Source organism: Thiomicrorhabdus marina, assembly GCF_017571465.1.
In the GTDB taxonomy this organism is placed as follows: domain Bacteria; phylum Pseudomonadota; class Gammaproteobacteria; order Thiomicrospirales; family Thiomicrospiraceae; genus Thiomicrorhabdus; species Thiomicrorhabdus marina.
Genome location: NZ_JAGETV010000003.1, coordinates 118,425 through 136,049 on the forward strand (window position 1 = coordinate 118,425; position 17,625 = coordinate 136,049).

Below are 17,625 nucleotides of genomic sequence, written 5' to 3' on the forward strand. Positions count from 1 at the left end.
AGAGGTAGCTCCATGCCGGTCGATCAAGAAAATCTCAACATGCTTAAAGAGGTGATAGGCGAAGACCTAAAAGAAGTCATCGAAGCCTTTTTAACCACCAGTCCTGAAATCCTCGGTCAGATTAAGCTGTCCATAGAAATTGAAGACGCCGCCGGCGTACAGCTACATAGCCATACCCTGAAAGGCAGCGCCGCCAATATCGGCGCCATTCACCTGCCAAGTCTCTGCGCCGAGTTAGAAACGAAAGCCAAAGATGGCGTGGTTGCACCTGAATTTAACGACATGTATGCCAATATCGAAAATGAATCTCAAGCAGTCTTCAAGTTTTTACGCGAATTTTTGCAGAGTTTTTGAGTCATTTGCGGCAAAATAAGCGTCTGATTTTCAAATAAATGTCGAGAATTTGTCATGCATTACCGAGTAACAGACCGTGAAACGCACGCAGCGAAGACGCCGCACCATATCTTTAATATCAATATCATCATCACCCACCTATTTATTTCCATGATTGTTCTGGAAATCGGTGATACGGTTGCCTTGCTATTGGTGCCGCTTATTTCTTCACTGGTCATCGCTTATCTGTATTCTCGCGCTCGCAAAATTTGTAATGAAGCGACCTGTAGCTGGTTTGTCAAAGCACACTGGACCCTAGCTTGGCGTCGCGGACGCATACTATTAATTAGTTATGGCATCGCTTTAGGCATGGTCGCACTTTATCTGCTATTCGACATGCTGTTCCCTGGCGGTTTCAGCATGAACAACTTCTCAACCGACGGCGAACAGACTCAACTTGGCGAAATTATCACCATCCGATTTGCAGCAGTAGTGATTTTCGTCGCTGTATTGATTACCTTTATGCAAACCGGTATTTCAGTATATGACGCCGGTAAAGGCATCATTGACCCGAAAATCGAAAAATACGCGCCACGTCATGCAGGGGCTAACGCTGAGCTTGGCGAAGGCAGTGACGAGCCTCACCATAAAGGCGTCAAACAGATGGACGAAAGCAAGCAAGAGCAAGAGAAATAGTCGATGGCAAGCAATAATAAAAAACGTCCGCTGCCGATGTTCTGGTTGGTGCTGATTGGCTCTTTAGTCATATTTGCGCTAATGCTGCTGATTCAGCCGCAACGTGAAGCAACCGATGAATCACACCTACCCTGGAACGCTAAATTCTCTGAAGACGGTAATCTACATACCCTTGGGCTTATCGTCGGTCAATCCACCGTTAATGACGCAGTCAAACTGTACGGCAAAGACGTGGAAATCAAGATGTTCTCAGCGTTGAACGAAAGCGATAAGAGCGTTGAAGCCTATTTTCCGGTCATGTATATCGGCTCGATCAAAGCAGCACTGGCGATGCGTATCATCGTACCGCAAGAAAGAATGCAACAAGCCTTCGATAACGGTAAGAAAATTGTCATGAGTAGCACAGGTGGCCGAGAAATCGAACTTTATAACCAAGATAAAGTCGAGTTCATGAATATGCCAGTTTCTAGCATCACTTTATTGCCGCGTAAGCATCTAACCGAGCGCGCCATCAAAATGCGTTTCGGTGAGCCAGATCGCAGAGAAAAGCAGTCTGATGGACTACAACACTGGTTCTTTGATAAGCTTGGGTTAGAAATGATTATTGACCCAGAAGGGCCGGAAGCCTTGCAGTACACCAATGGACAATCAAAGTAAAAATATCCATCTCATTTTAGGTTCAGGCGGTGCACGAGGCCTAGCGCATATCGGAGTAATCCGCCATCTTGAGAACCAAGGCTTCAATATCACCCAGATTACCGGGTGTTCAATGGGAGCCTTGATTGGTGGAATTTACGCTGCCGGTAAATTGAACGAGTATGAAAACTGGATTAAAAGTATCAACCGTTTTGATGTTTTGCGCTTTTTGGATCTATCCCTGACCGGTAAAAACGGTTTAGTAAAAGGCGACAAAATTATGGATCAACTGCGTGAATGGATTGGCGACATACAAATTGAGAATCTATCCATTCCCTTCACAGCAGTATCCACCGACATCCTTAGTCAAAAAGAAATCTGGATTCACCAAGGTGATTTGATTGATGCTATTCGCGCTTCAATTTCTGTCCCCGGAATATTCACTCCGCTGGTTAAAAACGACATGGTCCTAGTGGACGGCGGCATTCTTAATCCATTACCTATTCCACCGCAATCACTGCTCAACAAACAAATTTCTATCGCTGTCAGTTTATCCGGCCGGCCAATTAAAAAGCCTTTAGGCCAAATCGAAACGATAGCAGGCCATTCCGATGGTTCGCTAACACAACAAAAATCAGCTGTAACGCGCTTTATCGATACCTTGCAGGAATTCTTTCAGTCGGAGCATACCGAAAGCGAACAACGCACCAAAACCGATTTATCCCTGACCGATATTCTCATGGGCATGTTCGACACCATGCAGGATACTTTGGCGCGCTATCAAATCGCCGGTAACCCACCGGATATTTTGATTGAAATACCAAGTAATATTTGTGAATCGCACGATTTTCATCGTGGAAAGGAACTTATCCCAGCTGGCACTTACTGGGCCAAGAAAGCGTTAGACGAGCAACTAAGTTATTTGGAATCGACTGACCGTTAAAGATTCTCTATGACTGCGGTTCACTCTTATCGGTATTTTTTTCTGCTTGAGCAGATTCAGATTCCTTCTGAGGCGACTTCTTACCGTCCTGAGGAACAACATCATCGTCATCCATTAAGATGCGATGCGCCTGACCATCCATATCCTCGAAAAACCCTTTTTTTGCCATCCAGATAAATGCCACAACAACTAAAAAGCCAAAAAGCAGAACAAAAGGAATTAATACATAAATAACGTCCATAGCTCCCTCTAGGTTCTTACTGACTCTGGCCGAGTGGTTTTGACGATCGTTTTTTCCTGACGTTTACGCATCTGCTTTTCATTAAAGAAACTACGGATACGTGCGGCATTACCTATCACAACCAGTGAACTCAATGGCATGGTAATAGCGGCAATAAGCGGTGTTAGAGTACCTGACATCGCTAAAGGAACCATAACGATGTTGTAAGCGATTGAACTGGCGATATTCTGCTTAACAGTCCGCAAGGTACGAATCGACAAAGCAATAGCAGTATCGACAGAAATTAATTGGTTGTTCATCAAGACGATATCGGCGCTTTCCATCGACACGTCAGTTCCTGAACCGAGCGCAATGCCGACATCGGCACGCACCAAGGCAGGTGCATCGTTGATGCCGTCACCAACCATGGCAACTTTCTGACCGTTCTGCTGCAATTGACGAATTTGCTCATTCTTATCCTCAGGCAAAACCTCTGCAATCACATTCAAGCCACCGAGCTGGTCGGCAACACGCTCGGCAACAACCTGCAAATCGCCGCTTAACAAAGTCACTTGCTTACCTCGCGCTTTCAAACGTTGGATCAACTCCTTAGCGTCTTCACGTATTTCGTCTTCCAGATATAAAACCGCTAAGGCTTCACCGTTTTTCGCCACCCAGACCGCCGTCTGCGCCATTTTGGCGTGCGCCTCAGTCTTAGCCAATAAATTATGGGGTAGCTCAATTTCTTGGGTTTGCAGCCATTTAGCAGTACCAATGCACCAAAGATCGTCATCAATCAATCCACGTACACCACGCCCAGATAACGCTTTAAATTCAACCACTGGATGCAAATCTTTGATTTGCAGGTTTTGACGTTCGCAGATTGATTCTACCAACGCCTTCGCTAAACTGTGCTCAGAACGGTGTTCAATGGCCGCTACCGCATTAAAAATCTGCTGCTTGTCGATCCCTTCGTTTAACCATTCCGTTGCAGTTAAACGCATTTGTCCTTTGGTTAAAGTGCCGGTTTTATCAAATACGAAGTGATCCATATCTCGTAAAGTTTCCAACACCGTACCATTTTTCACCAAAATACCATGCCGTGCGGACACACCGGATGCAACGGCAATCGCCATCGGCGTCGCCAGACCGAATGCACACGGACAAGTGATAATCAGTACCGCGGTGGCGGTCATAATCGCAAATTCGATATCGGCATTAAAGAACCAGAAAATAAAGCTGAAAGCCGCTAACGTTAAGGTGACTGACACAAAATATGGCATGATCTTATCGGCGGTACATTGAATCGGCGCTTTTGAACCTTGCGCTTCTTCAACCATATTGACGATTCGACCAAGTTGCGTATTTTGCAGGATCGATTCCACCTCAACCGTTAGGTTACCGTCGATATTCAAAGTTCCCGCAGCGACTTTCGAACCTTTCGACTTCAAAATCTCGCGCGCTTCACCACTTAGCATCGACTCATTAACTTGCCCTTCACCATCCAGCACCACACCATCGACAGGAAACTGTTCACCCGGTTTGACAATAATCTGCATGCCTTTGGTCAGTGTACGCACCGGTACGATTTTTTCGCTATCCTCTTCCAGTTTGCGCGCTACTTTCGGCTGTAAATCCATTAATCTACGTGAGGCATCAACCGCCTTATTTTTGGAAATTGCTTCCAAATAACGACCGATTAATAGTAAGAACATGAAATCGATCAGAGTATCGAAATAAACATCACCAACATTTTCTGGGTGGATCGTGACCCAGACGGAATAAAGATAGGTGGTGAGCATACCAATACTGATGGAGACATCCATGCCGACAGTGCGGCCTTTGATTGCTGTCCAAGCCCCTTTAAAGAAAGGTTGACCGGAATACACCAAAGTCACCGTGGCGATAACCAATTGAATCCAGTGGAAATAGCTACGATATTCAGGATCCTCATTCGCTCCGGTATAAAGCGCGACTGAGAACCACATCACATTCATCATCGCAAAACCGGCAAACCCTAATCGATATAGCAAGTCACGGTTGGCTTTCTTAGTGGCCGCTTCACTGACTGATGCATCGTAAGGGGTCGCATCGTAGCCGATACTGTTAAGTTTTTTGATAATGTCGGACAGTTTGAGCTTGGCATTATTCCAACGCAATTTAATCTGCTTATTGGTGAAATTAACGCGTGCAAGTAGGATACCGTCGGTATTCGCAAGTGTATGCTCGATTAGCCAGACACAGGCGGCACAGTGAATGGCTTCAGACATTAAGGTAATTTCACGGCGGTCACCCAGACTATCGACATACTGCTCTTGAACTTCATCATAGTCATACAGGTCAATATTCTGATTAGGAGCCGGTGGTGGAGAAAGCAATTCCCCGTCGGGGGTACGTTGATAAAAACTCTGCATTCCCGATTCGTAAATCACTTCACAAACCGAAGCGCAGCCGTGACAACAAAAAGGACGCTCAGTGCCATCAATTGGTTTAAGTATTAATTCGCCTTCAGGAATGGCCTGACCACAGTGAAAACAACTTTGCGCCATAGGGTTATCCGTTTACTCTGGGTCTTGAACCATAATCGAGCGACCGATGTTATATACATCATCCCCCTTGGTGATTTCCATCACCAAGTCCCACTTGCCTTTCAGCGGCAGGCTGAAATCTGCTTGATAACTTCCAATTGGCTCAACGGCTGTTAGGGCTTGTTCACCATCCAAATCACGATCCGACGGACGGTAATAATACAAAATAGCGGAATCAACTGTCATCGGCTGGTTATCTTTATCCAAAACCTTAAGCGTGACGGTCTGCGCCTTGCCTTCTGACAAAATCGGTAGATCAATGTCCAGTTGCCAGCCGAGCTGTTCCATGCGCTTCTGTTCAGCAAGAATTTTATCCATGTTCTTACCTTGCTCATAGAAATCATCAACCACTAACCCCGGATTGGTAACGATTGCCATACTGACCATGAAAAAGTTGACCGCCAATACAATGGTCAGAATCACCAACCATGCAATAACAAACGGGTTTTTCCAAACATTACTCCAATCGCGATTGTCCTGTTTATCCGCAGTCATACATTCCTCTTTAGCGTAAATAAAAAGCCCTAATACCCAGACTGGGTAAAAGGGCTTTATTATAGCGATTTTTATAGTCAGACATCGTACAAAGTCTGACTATTCATCTAACCTTTCCATCAATATCAGCGTGGCTGCGGACCAATAAATACCGAATCGTAAACCGTACGGATTTCCGGTTTATTGATGTCTTCGACAATAATATCAATTGGCGTATTGGTCTCGGTTAAATCCTTACGCGGGATTTTCACTAATAGCGTGGTCGAACGCACAGTTCCAGGATGTACCAGCACATTTTCATCAACTACATAACTCAAGCTCGCTGGGCCGCCGGCGATACTCACCCTAACAACCATCTCTTCCGATTGTTTATTCACAATCTTCAAAGTCCATTTATTCTGAATCGAACCGTCACTCATCTGCACAAATAACGGAGAACGTTCATGCAGCGCTTTAACATCAATCGGTGCCATCGTCGCCAGACCATAAAGAATTGCACCGGCGGCAAACGCCATAATCGAAGAATAGACAATTACACGAGGACGCTTCCAAATAGCCGGCAGTTTTTTGCCGGTAAATTCTTGTAATGAAGCATAACGAATCAATCCTTTCGGCTTTTTGATTTTCTCCATCACCGAATCACAGGCATCAATACACAGACCGCAGGTGATACAGCCGAACTGTTGACCACGACGAATATCTACCCCAGTCGGACACACTGCAACACACAAGTTACAATCGATGCAATCACCTAACTGCGGCGCTTCTTCACCCGGTTTTGGACGCTTCATACGACCACGTGGTTCACCGCGATCTTGGTCATAGGTCGGTACCACAGTTTGGGTATCAATCATCGCGCCTTGAATACGCGCATAGGGACAGAAACCGATACAGGTCTGCTCACGAAGGAATCCGGCAAAGAAGTAAGTCGCAAGGCCTAAAACAACGACGACAGTGGTTTCAACGCTACCCCATTCAAAAGCGAACAAACGCGCCCATAAGTCTAAGGCATCAGTAAAGTAGGCAACGAAGCTGAAAGAAGTCGCAAAACCGATCAATAACCAAAGAATATGTTTCGGCACCTTAATTTTGATTTTTTCAAAACTCATCGGTGCTTGATCTAATTTTTGACGCTTATTCGGCTGGCCTTCAAATTTTTCTTCTAACCAAGTAAAAACATCAGTCCAGACAGTATGGAAACAAAAATAACCACACCAAAGTCGTCCAGCTATCGCCGTCGCCGCCGCCAGCAACAAAGCGAAAAACAGCAGAATCATTGCCAGAATCCAAATATCTTGCGGCAAGATGGTCAAACCGAACATATGGAACTGACGATTAGCTAAGTCCCAAAGAATCGCCTGCTGGCCGTCCCAACGTAGATAAGGTCCAATAAATAGAATCAACCAGAAAGAAGCGACAATCCACTTAAATTTACGGAAAATCCCCGGAATACGTTTGGCATGTACCGTTCCTTCGGTATGGATCGGTAATAGTTCGACACCGATATTTTCGAGGTTCTTATTGGACGTTTCTACGCCACCCAAAACGGAGGAACCTGTGCCGCTCTTCACGGTATTTGTATCTTGCTGCTTTTCAGACATAGAGCATTCCTTGCTTATCAGCTAATGCGATCAATATGAATTACAGGTATATATTCAGATATACCCAAATCAATTTTGAAACAGATTGTAACTCTTCCGAGATTATGTCAAAAATGATTGTTTTTATAGGGATAGATAAAGCTTTTTTGATTTCAGATAGCAATAAAAAAACCGGGCGTAAGAGCCCGGCTTTCTGCAAAAGGTCTATAAAAGACGAAGAACAAGATTAATCTTTGTCTTCTTCGTTCTTCTCCATGCCTTCCATACCGCGTGCTGCTTTCCAAGCGAACCCGATTAAAGCAACAATCGATAGGACTAGTGCGCCGATAGAGCCCCATAGTACCCAATCATTATTTAAATCACCCATAACTGACTCCTTAAATAAACATTCATGGTGTGCCGTAATAGAACGGAGAGCTTATAGCTCTCCGCAACATTTATTACTGACCGCCACCTAGTTGGTGAATATAGACAGCTAGACGCTTAACGTTAACGTCGGCATTTGGTAGACGCTCTTTAAACGCTGGCATGATCGCTTGGCGAGTACCTTCAATGTATTCACCGTTTTTCTTAACGTTTACACCGTTAGCGATAACGTTACGGATCTGCTCACGATCCGAGCTGAAACGCCATACTTGGTCAGTTAGGTTAGCCGCACCTGCCGGAGCAAGTGGTTTACCCATAGGGCCATGACACGCTAAACACATACCTTTTGCATAAACGGCTTTACCGGCTGCAAATGCGGCATCATTACCTTTGCCTTCTGAAAGTGCGATGACGTAGTCAGTTACGCTATCGATCTCTTCATCAGTCAGGTTACCCATCATGCCGCGAGCCGGCATATTACCGATACGACCGTTTTTAATGGATGCTTCGATTTGTGCAACATTACCACCCCATAGCCAATCATCGTCAGCCAATACCGGGAAGTTAGGGTTACCAGCACCACCGGCACCGTGACACGCTGCACAGTAATCACCGAACAGCACTTTAGATGTCGCTACCGCGTATTGTTTAAGTTCGTCATCTTTAAGGATGTCTGCAACCGACATTGCTGCCAATTGTTCTTCTTTATCGGCAAACTTCGCTACACGCCAGTCTTTAAGCACTTGAAAATCTTCCTTGTACTCTTCGATTGCTGTCCAACCGGTTAGACCCTTCGTGAACTCACCGGAATTATTGGTAAGCGGAATGGTCGGGTAGTACAAAGTGTAAAAGATGATCATGATGAAACCAGCATAGAACGATAACATCCACCACAGCGGCGGCGGGTTATCTAATTCACGTAGGTCTTCATCCCAAATGTGACCAGTGTTACCTTCGTCTGGCCAAGGGTTATGTCCTGCCATTTTTTATTCTCCTCAGAATGATTTAATCATCTTCAAGGATTTTGTGTTTTTGCTCTTCTAGCTCTTTACGCTTTGACGGGCGCAGAGCTAGAGAGAAGGTAATTAACATACCTACAAAAACTAAAACCGTGATGATCAGTCCAGCCCAGTCTTGGCCAGTCAATGCTGACCAGTCTGTGCTGAAGTAATGTTCGATACTACTCATTATTGACGGTAAACTTTGCTGTCATCCAGCTTAACCATCGTGCCTAGAACCTGAAGGTATGCAACCATCGCATCCATCTCGGTGTAACCTTCGATTGCTTTGTTTGCATTTTCAATTTCCCAGTCTGTATATGGCACACCTAAGGTACGCATTACAGATAGGCGTTTCTTCATATCACGTTCTGTGCCGAAGAAATCTTCAGAAACTTGGCGTTCAGCCAGCCATGGATACGCAGGCATTACTGATTCAGGAACCAAGTCCTGTGGACGTAATAAGTGCATTACGTGCCATTCATCAGAATACTTACCACCTAGACGAGCTAGATCAGGACCGGTACGCTTTGAACCCCATTGCATCGGGTGATCGTACATAGATTCTGTAGCTAATGAGAAGTGACCGTAACGTTCGCGTTCATCACGGAACGGACGAATCATTTGAGAGTGACAGATGTAACAACCTTCACGAAGGTAAAGATCGCGGCCAGCTAGCTCAAGCGGAGTATATGGACGTACCCCATCACCTGCTTTCCAATCTGCCATCATCGGTTTACCGTTCTTATCGAACTTGTAAAGCGCTTTTTCTGAAACGATTTTACCTTCAGCATCTTCTGTGAAAGTACGTTCCCAAACTAACTCAGGGAACTTTTCGTTTTTCGCGTTACCGTATTTATCGGTTTGTTCTGTATAGTCCACAGCAGACTTAAGATAGAACAAAGGTACGATCTCTACGATACCTGCAATAGATACCGCCAACGCGGTTGCTAGAAACAGTGCGAAGATATTTCTTTCGACACCGTCTTGCCAATTCGTAGGCTTATCATCATGGTTTGACATGAGTTTGTGCTCCTCAACTCATTAGGTTCAAAGCTAAGTGCTGACTTAGCAGCACTTAGTATTTCACTTATTTATTATGCAGTTGCTTCTACCGGCTTCGACGCACGTGCGTTAGCCATACGGATAGTCATTACTACGTTATATAGCATTACTACCGCACCAGAGAAGAACAATAGACCACCAAACGCACGCATTGCGTAGTAAGGGTGCATTGCAGCAACAGACTCAGCAAATGTGTAAGCAAGCGTACCGTACTCATCATAAGCACGCCACATTAGACCTTGCATGATACCTGATACCCACATCGCAACGATGTAGAACACAGTACCGATAGTCGCTAGCCAGAAGTGGAAATTGATTAACTGCATTGAGTACATCTCGGTTTTCCACAGTTTCATAACCATGTGATAAAGCGCACCGATCGAAACCATCGCAACCCAACCTAGAGCACCAGAGTGAACGTGACCAACCGTCCAATCAGTGTAGTGAGATAGCGCATTTACCGTTTTCGCAGCCATTACCGGACCTTCGAAAGTCGACATAGCGTAGAAAGCAAGTGAGATGATCAAGAAGCGCAAGATATAGTCTGTACGCAGACGATCCCAAGCACCAGATAGCGTTAACATACCGTTAAGTGCACCACCCCATGAAGGAATGATCATCGCTAGAGAAATTACCGCACCTAGAGAACCCGTCCAGTCTGGAAGAGCGGTGTATTGCAAGTGGTGAGCACCTAGCCATACATAACCGAACATTAATGCCCAGAAGTGAATTACCGATAGACGGTAAGAATAAATCGGACGCTGTGCTTGCTTAGGCACGAAGTAGTACATGATTGCAAGGAAACCAGCCGTCAGGAAGAAACCTACCGCATTGTGACCCCACCACCACTGGATCATTGCATCTTGAACACCAGCAAACATTGAATAAGAGCGGAATAGAGATACAGGAATCGCTAGACCGTTAACAACGTAAAGGTAAGTGATCGCAATCATCATACCTAGGAAGAACCAGTTCGAAACGTAAACGTGCGAGTGAGTCTCTTTATTACGAATCGCGATAGTCATCACGAAGTTAAAGGTATACATGGTCCATACAACAGCAATTGCAATCGCCAAAGGCCATTCTTGCTCGTGGTACTCTTTACCGGTTGTCATCCCTAGAGAGATAGAAACAACGGTCAAAAGCAGACCAATTGTGAAAAGAATTGCAGTCCACCAAGCCATAGAATTACTCCATAGCTTCACACCGTTAGTGCGCTGAACTGTATAGAAAGCGGTTGCCATCAAGGTCATACCACCGAAAGCGAAAATAACCGTGTTCGTATGCATTACACGCAAACGAGCGAAGGTAATTTCAGCGATATCAAAGTTTAACGCTGGCCATGCAAGCTGTGATGCAGCAAAGGTACCGAAGAAAGTACCAATTACCAAAAACACAATTGCACCAACCGTTAAATACTTGACGACGCCATTATCGTATTGTGGCTGTGCTGTCGTATCCATTAGTCGGATTCCCCTATATAGTCAAATTTTGTCTGACTTTGCATAATTTACTTAACAAAGCAGACTCCGTTGTAGGCGGAAATTATAACCGCCACTTGGAAGTCCATGCTAGCTGTAGACTATTGAAAATTAACTCACATCAACCACAACAGATAGATAAAAGCCAAGTTTCAACAACTTACAAGCAAATTAGCCAGACCCATTTCAAAAAACCTCGGGATTATCCCAGAATTAGGGCTTTATTGCCCACTAAAAATTACTTATTGCTCCATATTAAAAAATTCTTATACAGCCTAATTGCTTTACAAATCAGATGCTTAACCGCCAAACTAACGTAGCAATTTATCCTCGGCCTTTAACCTTCAATACTTTTTGCGATCCCTTTCGACAAAACAGCAAACTTCTCTTTAAAGTGGCTTTTGAGTTATCATATTAGGCTTTCAGATATTCTAGGAATTCACTTCAATGCGAACCGCAACCATCAAGCGTGACACCTTAGAAACGCAAATCGAAATCAGCGTTAACCTTGACGGACAGGGCGAAGCCAAATTAGAAACTGGCGTGCCTTTCTTTGAGCATATGCTCGATCAAATTGCCCGCCACGGCATGATCGACCTTGATATCAAAGCCAATGGCGATTTGCATATCGACGATCACCACACGGTTGAAGATGTAGGCATCACGCTTGGACAAGCGATTGCTAAAGCGGTCGGCGACAAAAAAGGCATCACTCGTTATGGACACGCTTATGTTCCGCTAGACGAAGCGCTGTCTCGCGTTGTGATTGACCTATCCGGTCGTCCAGGCATGGAATTCCACTGCGACTTTACGCGTGAACAAATCGGCACTTTTGAAACGCAACTGGTTATGGAATTCTTCCAAGGCTTCGTTAACCACTGCGGCGCGTCATTGCACATCGACAATATTCGCGGTATCAATGCTCACCACCAAGCAGAAACCATCTTTAAAGCCTTTGGTCGCGCTTTACGAATGGCATTAAGTGCCGACGAGCGCATGGCCGGCAAAATGCCTTCAACCAAAGGAAGTTTGTAATGAATCGAAAATTGGTTGCCGTAGTGGATTACGGCATGGGCAACCTACGCTCGGTTTCTAAAGCGGCCGAGCACATGGCGGATGAATACACCAAAATCGTCGTTACCCAAGACCCACAAGTGATTCATGACGCCGACTCGGTGATTTTCCCAGGGCAAGGTGCCGCCAAAGCCTGCATGCAAGCACTGCATGACACCGGCATGGCCGAACCGGTCAAACTTGCTGCGCAAGAAAAACCATTCCTAGGCATCTGCATGGGTTTGCAGGTGTTAATGTCGCACTCTGATGAAAATGGCGGCGTGGACTGTCTAGACATTATTAAAGGTAATGTCACCCAGTTCGACCTAAGCGCGCACCCAGAACTAAAAATGCCGCATATGGGCTGGAATCAGATTCACCAGACCCAAGACCATCCGCTATGGCATAGCATTCCGCAAGACAGCCGTTTTTACTATGTGCATAGCTACTATGTTGCGCCGGAAGACAAAAGCACCATTTTCGGTGAAACCACTCACGGTCAAACTTTCCCGGGCGTATTGAGCACGCATAATCTGTTTGCTATCCAAGCTCATCCGGAAAAGTCCGCCGAACACGGCCTGCAACTATTTAAGAATTTCCTATCATGGAACGGCCACTAAACCGTTTCGTTCAGAACAAAGTTTAATAAGGTTTTAAGATGCTACTAATTCCAGCAATTGATTTAAAAGACGGCGAATGCGTTCGTCTACGCCAAGGTGTAATGGAAGATGCCACGGTTTTTTCCGGTGACATTGTTGCCATGGCAAAACGTTGGGTTGACCAAGGCGCGCGTCGTCTACACATGGTTGACTTGAACGGAGCCTTCGACGGCAAGCCGGTCAATGACAAAGCAGTTTACCAAGTGCGCGAAGCATATCCTGACCTACCGATTCAAATCGGTGGCGGTATCCGTGATTTGGAAACCATCGAAGCCTACCTAAAAGCAGGTGTAAGCTACTGCATTATCGGCACCAAAGCGGTTCACAATCCAGAATTCGTTGCCGAAGCTTGTAAAGCTTTCCCAGGCCACATCATGGTTGGCCTAGATGCCAAAGACGGCATGGTCGCAATCAATGGCTGGGCAGAAGTCACCGACTACGAAGTTAAAGCCCTAGCGAAACAATTTGAAAACGACGGCGTAGAAGCGATTATCTACACTGACATCGGTCGTGACGGCATGATGCAAGGGGTTAACGTGGAAGCAACTCAAGCACTAGCACAAGCGGTCAATATTCCGATTATCGCGTCTGGCGGCATCACCAACCTAGATGACATCCGCAACCTTTCCGAAATCGAAGCTGACGGCGTAACTGGCGCCATTACCGGCCGCGCTATCTACGAAGGCACGCTGGACTTTAAAGAAGGCCAAACGCTTTCTGACCAACTAGCGCCAAAAGGTTAATAAACAATGAGTCTAGCAAAACGCATTATTCCTTGTTTGGACGTCGATAACGGCCGCGTTGTTAAAGGCGTGCAATTTGTCGATATACGCGATGCCGGTAATCCGGTAGAAGTCGCCAAACGTTACGACGAACAAGGCGCGGACGAAATCACCTTTCTAGACATTACCGCCACTTCTGACGGTCGCGGCACCACCATCCATATGGTTGAAGAAGTCGCCAGTCAAGTATTTATCCCGCTAACCGTTGGCGGCGGCATCCGCAAGGTTGAAGATATTCGTACCATGCTGAACGCCGGGGCTGATAAGGTCGCGATTAACTCGGCAGCCATCTACAATCCAGAATTCGTAAAAGAAGCCTGCGATGCCTTCGGCTCACAGTGTATCGTACTGGCAATTGATGCCAAAAAGGTGTCTGGTGAAAATGAGCCCAATAAGTGGGAGATCTTCACTCACGGCGGCCGTAAAGAGACTGGCATTGACGCTGTCGAATGGGCGGAAAGAATGGAAGCCTACGGGGCAGGTGAATTATTGGTTACCTCTATGGATCGTGACGGCACCAAGAGCGGTTTTGATAACGAACTGATGAAAGAGATTACCTCTCGCGTCAGAATTCCGGTGATCGCTTCCGGCGGTGTCGGCAAACTGCAAGATCTGGTTGATGGCGTGAAAGAAGGTGGCGCCGAAGCAGTTCTTGCTGCTTCGATTTTCCATTTTGGTGAACACACTGTGCAAGAAGCCAAACAAGCAATGGCCGAACAAGGCATTGAGGTGCGACTATGAGCGAAAAAAGTATTCTAGAACAGTTAGATGCCGTGCTAGAAGCGCGTAAAGCCGAATCCGCTGACAGCTCCTATGTTGCTAGCCTATACGCCAAAGGCACTGAGAAAATCCTCAAAAAGATTCAAGAAGAAGCCCTTGAAGTCGCCATGGCCGCCAAAGATCATGATCACTCGACTTCTGATGAAGACAAAGAACACTTAATTTACGAAGTCACCGATTTATGGTTTCATAGCTTAGTCTTACTTGCGCATAAAAATGTAAACTCTGATGCAATTATGACTGAACTACAACGCCGTTTTGGCCTATCCGGCCATGACGAGAAAGCCAGCCGTAGCGATTCATAACTCTACTAGGACTTGCTGCGAAAGATTTTTTCGCTACATCCTAACGAGTTCTGAAGCCACAACATCATTGTGATTTCGGCTGGCAAAAATTGACGATTTACAGGAAGGAACCCTCAATGAATCAAGAAAAATCGATATTCAGCAAAATTATTGACCGTGAAATTCCGGCAACAATCGAGTATGAAGACGAAAAATGCATCGTGATTCACGACATCAACCCAAAAGCACGTGTGCACCTACTGGTTATCCCGAAAAAAGAAATCGCTACTCTGTTTGATTTAACTCCGGATGACAAAGATTTAATGGCACACATGATGTTGTTACTTCCTCAACTCGCAAACGCACAAGGATTGGACGGATTTAAAACACAAATCAACACCGGAGTCTCCGGCGGACAGGAAGTTTTTCATATCCATATCCACTTGCTAGGAAACTAATTGAATTCGACTTAGATACGCCTAATTACTGGCAAGTATCACTCAACGCTAATAAATTATTTTTGTGCAATTAAATTGGCGGATTTGATATTATTAGCGGCTACTGAAATTTAGGGATTGGTGCCACGCCCTAGTTAAAGGCACAATGAGCAGAAAATCTGGAGTTTTATACCATGGGAATCAGCATCTGGCAGCTACTTATCATTCTAGCAATCGTATTAGTTTTATTTGGTGCTAAGCGCCTTAAAAACGTTGGTAGCGATCTAGGTGGTGCCATCAAAGGCTTTAAAAACGCCGTAAAAGATGAAGAAGACAAAAAAGACGAAGCAGTCGCTGATAAGAAAATCGACAACAAAGACGCTAACAACGTTTTTGACGTAGCGGCTGAAGAGAAAAAAGCGGACGAGAAAAAAGATAAAGCTTAATTGATAGCGTCACCCGACTCTATTTTTTAACTTTTCTTTTTAGGTAGGTGTAACCAGCCATGTTCGATATCGGCTTTCTTGAAATATTGATGATTATGATTATCGCTCTGATCGTTATCGGTCCAGAGCGCATGCCGGAAATTGCCCGTAAAATAGGCAGTTTCGTCGGTAAAACTCGTAACTTCATTAATACCGTCAAACAAGAAAATCAATTTGATGAAACCGTTCAGGATTTCAAAAAATCGATGGACATGGCTGCGCAAGAGCAGCAAATCAGCAATATCCATAAGGAATTGCAAGACGGCTTGAATATGGGCATGGAAAACGTCAATCTTGACGATTTCCAACGTCCGTTTGGCGGAGACATCGATAAAAGCAGTAGCTCATTTAATCGTGCACCCTCGCAACCGCAATTGAACACACCTAAAGAAACTGCTGAAACCACCACTCAGTCGACACCGGCTAGCGAATCAACCGTTTCTACAGAATCTGCTCCGGCTTCTCAACCGGTACCAACCGCGCAAGCGTCTACAGAAAATAGCAACACTCAAGATAGCGCTTCCAAAAACACTACTGACCCAAGTAAAAGCTAAGCATACCTATGAGCGATTCGGCGCTACCACCACAAGATAAAGAGATGACTCTCGTCCAGCACTTATTGGACTTGAAAACGAGTCTTACTCGCGGGATTTTGGCGATTATTGTCGTCTTTTTGTTCCTATTCCCGTTTGCGAATGAGATCTATACCTATATCGCCGAGCCGCTAACTCGCTATCTGCCTGAAGACACCAGCATGATTGCAACCGCGGTTGCCTCGCCATTCTTGACGCCGTTTAAGTTAAGCTTCGTGTTGGCTATTTATATCGCAATGCCGTTCTTGCTGTACCAACTGTGGCGTTTTATCGCTCCGGCTTTATACAGTCACGAAAAACAGTTGATTGGGCCTGTACTGTTCTTTAGCTCGTTCCTATTCTACTCCGGTGGCGCTTTTGCCTATTACGTGGTGTTCCCACTGGTATTCGGCTTCTTATCTACTACCGCTCCGGAAGGCGTAACCATTGCCACCGATATCGCTGCCTATCTTGATTTCGTTATTAAGATGTTCTTCGCTTTCGGCATGGCATTTGAAGTGCCAATTATTACCGTTCTACTGATTCTGACCGGCATGGTACGTGCCGAAAAATTAGCGCATGCGCGTCCATATATTGTGGTCGGTGCTTTCGTTATCGGAATGCTATTAACTCCGCCGGACATCATTTCGCAAACGCTGCTAGCGGTGCCAATGTGGCTGCTGTTTGAACTCGGTCTATTGATTGGTGGTTATATCGTCAAAAAACGCGGTCTGGATAAAGATGAAGACGACGCTGATTACGATGAAGATCCATACGACATGCCTGAATCACAAGCTGGACAGCAACGTGCGCAAGCAACTTCATCGACAAATTCTCAGCAAACGTCAACAACGCAGACGCAAACGAGCCAAGCCATACAAGAACTGGATCAACGCTATGCCGACCAAGTCGATGACGATCTAGATTGGGATGACGAGTTTGATAAAATTGACGATCAAATGCGCAAGCTAGAACGTGAATACCAAGCGCGTAAAGACCAAGAAAAAGCAGAAAAAGACGCTGCTGAACAAGGCAAAAAAGAAGACAACCAAAATGGTGACACTTCAGAAACGGCCGAGAAATCATCAGTTGATATTGAGAATGACAAGCAAGGCAAACCAGACAACCAGAAATCCTAATCTGAAAAACAC

General features: G+C 45.4%; 22 protein-coding genes. 13 read left to right on the top strand and 9 right to left on the bottom strand.

All coding sequences use genetic code 11. The features are described 5' to 3' along the window. Nucleotides 1-12 precede the first annotated feature (12 nt). The 4 genes from J3998_RS02900 to J3998_RS02915 are packed head-to-tail and all read left to right on the top strand — an operon-like array spanning nucleotide 13 to nucleotide 2,608. Entirely contained in the window at nucleotides 13-354 is a 342-nt protein-coding gene (locus J3998_RS02900; RefSeq protein WP_208147641.1) for an Hpt domain-containing protein, read from the top strand. A gap of 54 nt (nucleotides 355-408) precedes the next feature. Then, on the top strand, nucleotides 409-1,029 hold the full coding sequence (locus J3998_RS02905; protein ID WP_208147643.1) for an ABC transporter permease family protein: 621 nt from the start codon (nucleotides 409-411) through the stop codon (nucleotides 1,027-1,029). Nucleotides 1,030-1,032: 3 nt separating this feature from the next. Next, the gene (locus J3998_RS02910) at nucleotides 1,033-1,686 is read left to right on the top strand and encodes a hypothetical protein (protein WP_208147645.1); all 654 of its coding nucleotides are present in this window, start codon (nucleotides 1,033-1,035) and stop codon (nucleotides 1,684-1,686) included. Further along, complete coding sequence (locus J3998_RS02915) at nucleotides 1,670-2,608, top strand: patatin-like phospholipase family protein (RefSeq protein WP_208147656.1); 939 nt, start codon at nucleotides 1,670-1,672, stop codon at nucleotides 2,606-2,608. The genes J3998_RS02910 and J3998_RS02915 overlap by 17 nt, the downstream gene beginning before the upstream one ends. 7 nt (nucleotides 2,609-2,615) lie before the next feature. On the opposite strand, the gene ccoS is transcribed toward J3998_RS02915, so the two are convergent. The 9 genes from ccoS to ccoN form a co-directional block, all read right to left on the bottom strand. After that, complete coding sequence (ccoS, locus tag J3998_RS02920; RefSeq protein ID WP_208147668.1) at nucleotides 2,616-2,849, bottom strand: cbb3-type cytochrome oxidase assembly protein CcoS; 234 nt, start codon at nucleotides 2,847-2,849, stop codon at nucleotides 2,616-2,618. Nucleotides 2,850-2,857: 8 nt separating this feature from the next. Next, complete coding sequence (locus tag J3998_RS02925; protein WP_208147670.1) at nucleotides 2,858-5,377, bottom strand: heavy metal translocating P-type ATPase; 2,520 nt, start codon at nucleotides 5,375-5,377, stop codon at nucleotides 2,858-2,860. A 12-nt stretch (nucleotides 5,378-5,389) separates the two neighbouring features. After that, entirely contained in the window at nucleotides 5,390-5,911 is a 522-nt protein-coding gene (locus J3998_RS02930; RefSeq protein ID WP_208147672.1) for a FixH family protein, read from the bottom strand. 125 nt (nucleotides 5,912-6,036) lie between these two features. After that, nucleotides 6,037-7,512 (bottom strand): cytochrome c oxidase accessory protein CcoG, encoded by a 1,476-nt coding sequence (gene ccoG / locus J3998_RS02935; RefSeq protein WP_208147674.1) that lies wholly within the window; start codon nucleotides 7,510-7,512, stop codon nucleotides 6,037-6,039. Between the two features lie 226 nt (nucleotides 7,513-7,738). Beyond that, complete coding sequence (locus J3998_RS02940; protein WP_208147676.1) at nucleotides 7,739-7,879, bottom strand: hypothetical protein; 141 nt, start codon at nucleotides 7,877-7,879, stop codon at nucleotides 7,739-7,741. Nucleotides 7,880-7,952: 73 nt separating this feature from the next. Further along, nucleotides 7,953-8,861 carry a cytochrome-c oxidase, cbb3-type subunit III gene (gene ccoP / locus J3998_RS02945; protein ID WP_208147678.1) on the bottom strand — a complete coding sequence of 303 codons (909 nt, stop codon included), beginning with the start codon at nucleotides 8,859-8,861 and terminating at the stop codon, nucleotides 7,953-7,955. Nucleotides 8,862-8,883: 22 nt separating this feature from the next. After that, on the bottom strand, nucleotides 8,884-9,066 hold the full coding sequence (locus J3998_RS02950; protein ID WP_243750567.1) for a cbb3-type cytochrome c oxidase subunit 3: 183 nt from the start codon (nucleotides 9,064-9,066) through the stop codon (nucleotides 8,884-8,886). Continuing rightward, nucleotides 9,066-9,899 (bottom strand): cytochrome-c oxidase, cbb3-type subunit II, encoded by an 834-nt coding sequence (gene ccoO, locus J3998_RS02955; RefSeq protein ID WP_208147680.1) that lies wholly within the window; start codon nucleotides 9,897-9,899, stop codon nucleotides 9,066-9,068. The genes J3998_RS02950 and ccoO overlap by 1 nt, the downstream gene beginning before the upstream one ends. A gap of 74 nt (nucleotides 9,900-9,973) precedes the next feature. Continuing rightward, nucleotides 9,974-11,404 (bottom strand): cytochrome-c oxidase, cbb3-type subunit I, encoded by a 1,431-nt coding sequence (gene ccoN / locus J3998_RS02960; RefSeq protein WP_208147682.1) that lies wholly within the window; start codon nucleotides 11,402-11,404, stop codon nucleotides 9,974-9,976. A gap of 465 nt (nucleotides 11,405-11,869) precedes the next feature. Here ccoN and hisB point away from each other — a divergent pair, with 465 nt between their 5' ends. The 9 genes from hisB to tatC all read left to right on the top strand — a co-directional run bounded on the left by hisB (nucleotide 11,870) and on the right by tatC (nucleotide 17,613). Further along, complete coding sequence (hisB, locus tag J3998_RS02965; protein WP_208147684.1) at nucleotides 11,870-12,457, top strand: imidazoleglycerol-phosphate dehydratase HisB; 588 nt, start codon at nucleotides 11,870-11,872, stop codon at nucleotides 12,455-12,457. Then, a complete protein-coding gene (gene hisH / locus J3998_RS02970) occupies nucleotides 12,457-13,095 on the top strand; it encodes an imidazole glycerol phosphate synthase subunit HisH (protein WP_208147686.1) in 639 nt (212 codons plus the stop codon). The genes hisB and hisH overlap by 1 nt, the downstream gene beginning before the upstream one ends. Nucleotides 13,096-13,133: 38 nt before the next feature. Then, nucleotides 13,134-13,877, top strand: a complete 744-nt coding sequence (gene hisA, locus J3998_RS02975) for a 1-(5-phosphoribosyl)-5-[(5-phosphoribosylamino)methylideneamino]imidazole-4-carboxamide isomerase (protein WP_208147688.1) — start codon at nucleotides 13,134-13,136, stop codon at nucleotides 13,875-13,877. A gap of 6 nt (nucleotides 13,878-13,883) precedes the next feature. Continuing rightward, entirely contained in the window at nucleotides 13,884-14,657 is a 774-nt protein-coding gene (gene hisF / locus J3998_RS02980) for an imidazole glycerol phosphate synthase subunit HisF (protein WP_208147690.1), read from the top strand. Continuing rightward, nucleotides 14,654-15,001 carry a phosphoribosyl-ATP diphosphatase gene (locus tag J3998_RS02985; protein WP_208147692.1) on the top strand — a complete coding sequence of 116 codons (348 nt, stop codon included), beginning with the start codon at nucleotides 14,654-14,656 and terminating at the stop codon, nucleotides 14,999-15,001. Before hisF ends, J3998_RS02985 begins: the two co-directional genes overlap by 4 nt. Nucleotides 15,002-15,117: 116 nt before the next feature. After that, nucleotides 15,118-15,438 (top strand): histidine triad nucleotide-binding protein, encoded by a 321-nt coding sequence (locus J3998_RS02990; RefSeq protein WP_208147694.1) that lies wholly within the window; start codon nucleotides 15,118-15,120, stop codon nucleotides 15,436-15,438. 173 nt (nucleotides 15,439-15,611) lie between these two features. Continuing rightward, nucleotides 15,612-15,863: a Sec-independent protein translocase subunit TatA gene (locus J3998_RS02995; protein WP_208147696.1), complete on the top strand. Its 252-nt coding sequence runs from the start codon at nucleotides 15,612-15,614 to the stop codon at nucleotides 15,861-15,863. 59 nt (nucleotides 15,864-15,922) lie between these two features. Further along, nucleotides 15,923-16,456: a Sec-independent protein translocase protein TatB gene (gene tatB / locus J3998_RS03000; protein ID WP_208147698.1), complete on the top strand. Its 534-nt coding sequence runs from the start codon at nucleotides 15,923-15,925 to the stop codon at nucleotides 16,454-16,456. A gap of 8 nt (nucleotides 16,457-16,464) precedes the next feature. Beyond that, nucleotides 16,465-17,613 carry a twin-arginine translocase subunit TatC gene (gene tatC / locus J3998_RS03005; RefSeq protein ID WP_208147700.1) on the top strand — a complete coding sequence of 383 codons (1,149 nt, stop codon included), beginning with the start codon at nucleotides 16,465-16,467 and terminating at the stop codon, nucleotides 17,611-17,613. The last annotated feature ends 12 nt before the right edge of the window (nucleotides 17,614-17,625 follow it).

Excerpts from the sequence above, each read along its gene's own strand:
- J3998_RS02900 (WP_208147641.1), top strand. The coding sequence starts at position 13 with ATGCCGGTCGATCAAGAAAATCTCAACATGCTTAAAGAGGTGATAGGC.
- J3998_RS02905 (WP_208147643.1), top strand. The coding sequence starts at position 409 with ATGCATTACCGAGTAACAGACCGTGAAACGCACGCAGCGAAGACGCCG.
- J3998_RS02910 (WP_208147645.1), top strand. The coding sequence starts at position 1,033 with ATGGCAAGCAATAATAAAAAACGTCCGCTGCCGATGTTCTGGTTGGTG.
- J3998_RS02915 (WP_208147656.1), top strand. The coding sequence starts at position 1,670 with ATGGACAATCAAAGTAAAAATATCCATCTCATTTTAGGTTCAGGCGGT.
- ccoS (WP_208147668.1), bottom strand. The coding sequence starts at position 2,849 with ATGGACGTTATTTATGTATTAATTCCTTTTGTTCTGCTTTTTGGCTTT.
- J3998_RS02925 (WP_208147670.1), bottom strand. The coding sequence starts at position 5,377 with ATGGCGCAAAGTTGTTTTCACTGTGGTCAGGCCATTCCTGAAGGCGAA.
- J3998_RS02930 (WP_208147672.1), bottom strand. The coding sequence starts at position 5,911 with ATGACTGCGGATAAACAGGACAATCGCGATTGGAGTAATGTTTGGAAA.
- ccoG (WP_208147674.1), bottom strand. The coding sequence starts at position 7,512 with ATGTCTGAAAAGCAGCAAGATACAAATACCGTGAAGAGCGGCACAGGT.
- J3998_RS02940 (WP_208147676.1), bottom strand. The coding sequence starts at position 7,879 with ATGGGTGATTTAAATAATGATTGGGTACTATGGGGCTCTATCGGCGCA.
- ccoP (WP_208147678.1), bottom strand. The coding sequence starts at position 8,861 with ATGGCAGGACATAACCCTTGGCCAGACGAAGGTAACACTGGTCACATT.
- J3998_RS02950 (WP_243750567.1), bottom strand. The coding sequence starts at position 9,066 with ATGAGTAGTATCGAACATTACTTCAGCACAGACTGGTCAGCATTGACT.
- ccoO (WP_208147680.1), bottom strand. The coding sequence starts at position 9,899 with ATGTCAAACCATGATGATAAGCCTACGAATTGGCAAGACGGTGTCGAA.
- ccoN (WP_208147682.1), bottom strand. The coding sequence starts at position 11,404 with ATGGATACGACAGCACAGCCACAATACGATAATGGCGTCGTCAAGTAT.
- hisB (WP_208147684.1), top strand. The coding sequence starts at position 11,870 with ATGCGAACCGCAACCATCAAGCGTGACACCTTAGAAACGCAAATCGAA.
- hisH (WP_208147686.1), top strand. The coding sequence starts at position 12,457 with ATGAATCGAAAATTGGTTGCCGTAGTGGATTACGGCATGGGCAACCTA.
- hisA (WP_208147688.1), top strand. The coding sequence starts at position 13,134 with ATGCTACTAATTCCAGCAATTGATTTAAAAGACGGCGAATGCGTTCGT.
- hisF (WP_208147690.1), top strand. The coding sequence starts at position 13,884 with ATGAGTCTAGCAAAACGCATTATTCCTTGTTTGGACGTCGATAACGGC.
- J3998_RS02985 (WP_208147692.1), top strand. The coding sequence starts at position 14,654 with ATGAGCGAAAAAAGTATTCTAGAACAGTTAGATGCCGTGCTAGAAGCG.
- J3998_RS02990 (WP_208147694.1), top strand. The coding sequence starts at position 15,118 with ATGAATCAAGAAAAATCGATATTCAGCAAAATTATTGACCGTGAAATT.
- J3998_RS02995 (WP_208147696.1), top strand. The coding sequence starts at position 15,612 with ATGGGAATCAGCATCTGGCAGCTACTTATCATTCTAGCAATCGTATTA.
- tatB (WP_208147698.1), top strand. The coding sequence starts at position 15,923 with ATGTTCGATATCGGCTTTCTTGAAATATTGATGATTATGATTATCGCT.
- tatC (WP_208147700.1), top strand. The coding sequence starts at position 16,465 with ATGAGCGATTCGGCGCTACCACCACAAGATAAAGAGATGACTCTCGTC.